Here is a 2,633-nt window from a genome sequence, read left to right as displayed (position 1 = left end):
GAAGTTGCCAATCTTTTTTATTTTTTGTAAAAAATAAGAAAGAGAGTTTCTAAGACTCTCTTTCGTTAACTTCTTCAAGACGAAGTTTTAATTTTTTTAATAAAGTATTAAAAAATTTAGATTCCTCATCTGTGAAAAGGTCTTTAAATTTTTCTTGTAAATCAGGAATAAATTCATCGATAAATTTAATTGCTTTTTTACCATCTTCAATCAGATATAACCCTTTTTTTCTTTTATCAAGTAATTTTTTTTCTATTAATCCTTTATCTTCTAAATTGGTAATATATTTTGTAACTAATGATTTTTCAATTTTTCTTAGTTTAGCTATTTCATATTGTGTTATTCCAGGATTATTATGAATCAATCTTAAGTACATACTTTCTGTTTTAGTTATTTCTAATTCAGAAAGAAAATTATCGAAAAGAAAATTTATTTCTTTATTAATTGCAGATATAAGAAGAATAGAACCTTCATTATTTTTCATAGAATCACCTCAATTTTTTATATGAATATACTCTATGATACCCTTTAAAATTATAAAAGTAAATAAAAAGGGTGAAATATTCATATATGAACACACTATCTATTTATTTAATCTAAAATAGATTAAAATAAATACATATAAGAAATAAGAACAGAGATATTTTAAATTGTGTTTGTTAATTGAAAAATATCTTCTAATAGGAGGAAAAAATGAAAAAATTTAATTTAATGATGTTAGTAGGAACTTTATTGGTAGGAAGTATAGCTTATGCTGAAAGTGAAAAAACTTTTGATTATGAAAAGAATTTACAAGAAAGACAAGAAATAGATCAAAGAAATATAGAAGCTTATTCAAAAAAAAATGGAGTTTCCATTCAAGAAGCTACACAGAAATATTATGAAAAATTACAAAATGAATTTAAAAATAATGATGAATTAAGAAATGAAATGATGAAGGATAATTCAAAAGATTAAATTAGTTTATTGCATGATTTGAAAATCAAAGTTTTTAGAAAAAAATGTATTTTTTTCAACCAAATTATCTTGACTTTTTCCATTTAATTGGGTATAGTAAGTATAGAAACATAAAAAAATCAGGAGGTATTTAGAATGCACGTAATAGATAAAGATACTTGTATTGGATGTGGAGCTTGCGAAGGAACTTGCCCAGTATCAGCAATATCAGCTGACGCTAATGGAAAATATGAAATTGGAGAGGCTTGTGTAGACTGTGGAGCTTGCGCAGGAGTTTGTCCAGTATCAGCAATAACAGCATAGTTATTAATTAAAAGTTTAAAGCTTAGGTATAAAACCTAAGCTTTATTTTTTTTTGTTTTTTTTGTATACTAAAATAAAAAGGACGGTTATTATGAATTTAAATTTAAGCCAAAAAGAAGCTGTAGAAAATATTGATGGACCTTTACTTATAATAGCTGGTCCAGGTTCTGGAAAAACAAGAACTTTAGTTGAAAGAATGATTTATATGATAAAGGATAAAAATATAAAACCAGAAGAAATTTTAGTTTCTACTTTTACAGAAAGAGCAGCAAGGGAGTTAACAACTAGAATAGGAAATAGATTAAAAAATGAAAAAATATATTTAGAGGGATTGTATATAGGAACACTTCATTCAATTTGTTTGAAAATAATAGATGAGAATATTGAGTATTCAAATTTAAAAAGAGGATATAGAGTTTTAGATAATGTAGATCAAAAATTTTTTGTTTTTTCAAAATTAAAATTTTTTAAAGAAATTAATGGATTTAATAATTTTTTTCAAAATAAAAATTATTTAACTAACTGGAAAATTGGAGAAAACTTAATAAAGTGGTTTAATAAATTTAGTGAAGAGGGGCTTGAGTTAGATGATAACAGTTTTTTAACACAAAGTTACCTAATGTACAAAAAATTAATTTTTGAAGAGAATGTTATAGATTTCTCTATGATTCAATGTGAAGCTTATAGAATTTTAAAAGAAAATTTAGAAATTCTAAAAAAACTTCAAAGTAAAATAAAATATACAATGATTGATGAATATCAAGATACAAATACAATACAAGAAAAATTAATTTTTTTAATAGGTGGAAAAGAACAAAATATTTGTGTAGTTGGAGATGATGATCAAGGAATATATAGGTTTAGAGGGGCTACAATTAGGAATATTCTTCAATTTGAAGGAAGAGTAGGGAAAATATGTAAAGTTGTTAAACTAGAAGTAAATTATAGATCAGAAAAAGATATAGTTAATTTTTGTAAAGAGTGGATAGATAGTTTATATTGGGATGAATTTAGACATTCAAAAGAACTAATAGTACCTAAAGAAAAAAATATAGATAGAACTCGAGTCGTAAAATTATCTGTGGAAAGTTCTGAAAATAAATGGCAAGAAAGAATTGCTAATTTTTTAATTTTTATGAAGAATTCAAAAAAAATAAATGATTATAATCAAGTAGCTTTTTTATTCAGATCAGTGAAGAATAAAAAAATAGTTTCTTTAGCTCATTATTTAGAATATAGAGGAATTGGTGTCTATTCTCCAAGATCAAATCTATTTTTTAATAGAGAAGAAATTATATTAATTATAGGTATTTTTCTTTATGTTTTGTTAAGAGAAAATAGTAAAATTTATAACAATGAATATAAATTAGAAA

4 protein-coding genes are annotated in these 2,633 nt (G+C 23.6%); 3 read left to right on the top strand and 1 reads right to left on the bottom strand.

Annotated features, from left to right (window positions below; translation table 11 throughout):
* Positions 1-49 precede the first annotated feature (49 nt).
* Complete coding sequence (locus HMPREF0202_RS07055; protein ID WP_023052386.1) at positions 50-484, bottom strand: MarR family winged helix-turn-helix transcriptional regulator; 435 nt, start codon at positions 482-484, stop codon at positions 50-52.
* 209 nt (positions 485-693) lie between these two features.
* Here HMPREF0202_RS07055 and HMPREF0202_RS07050 point away from each other — a divergent pair, with 209 nt between their 5' ends.
* From HMPREF0202_RS07050 to HMPREF0202_RS07040, 3 genes are all read left to right on the top strand, one after another.
* Positions 694-957 carry a hypothetical protein gene (locus tag HMPREF0202_RS07050; RefSeq protein WP_023052385.1) on the top strand — a complete coding sequence of 88 codons (264 nt, stop codon included), beginning with the start codon at positions 694-696 and terminating at the stop codon, positions 955-957.
* 135 nt (positions 958-1,092) lie between these two features.
* Positions 1,093-1,260, top strand: coding sequence for a 4Fe-4S binding protein (locus HMPREF0202_RS07045; RefSeq protein ID WP_023052384.1), 168 nt, complete (start codon positions 1,093-1,095; stop codon positions 1,258-1,260).
* A 91-nt stretch (positions 1,261-1,351) separates the two neighbouring features.
* Positions 1,352-2,633: ATP-dependent helicase (locus tag HMPREF0202_RS07040; protein ID WP_023052383.1), on the top strand; the 1,282-nt coding region annotated here is incomplete at its 3' end.

This window comes from Cetobacterium somerae ATCC BAA-474 (genome assembly GCF_000479045.1).
Classification (GTDB): Bacteria; Fusobacteriota; Fusobacteriia; order Fusobacteriales; family Fusobacteriaceae; genus Cetobacterium_A; species Cetobacterium_A somerae.
This window is presented reverse-complemented; position numbering and strand designations above follow the sequence as displayed.

What these genes read in the sequence shown, in the direction of transcription:
- HMPREF0202_RS07055 (WP_023052386.1), bottom strand. Translation starts at nt 484, where the DNA reads ATGAAAAATAATGAAGGTTCTATTCTTCTTATATCTGCAATTAATAAA.
- HMPREF0202_RS07050 (WP_023052385.1), top strand. Translation starts at nt 694, where the DNA reads ATGAAAAAATTTAATTTAATGATGTTAGTAGGAACTTTATTGGTAGGA.
- HMPREF0202_RS07045 (WP_023052384.1), top strand. Translation starts at nt 1,093, where the DNA reads ATGCACGTAATAGATAAAGATACTTGTATTGGATGTGGAGCTTGCGAA.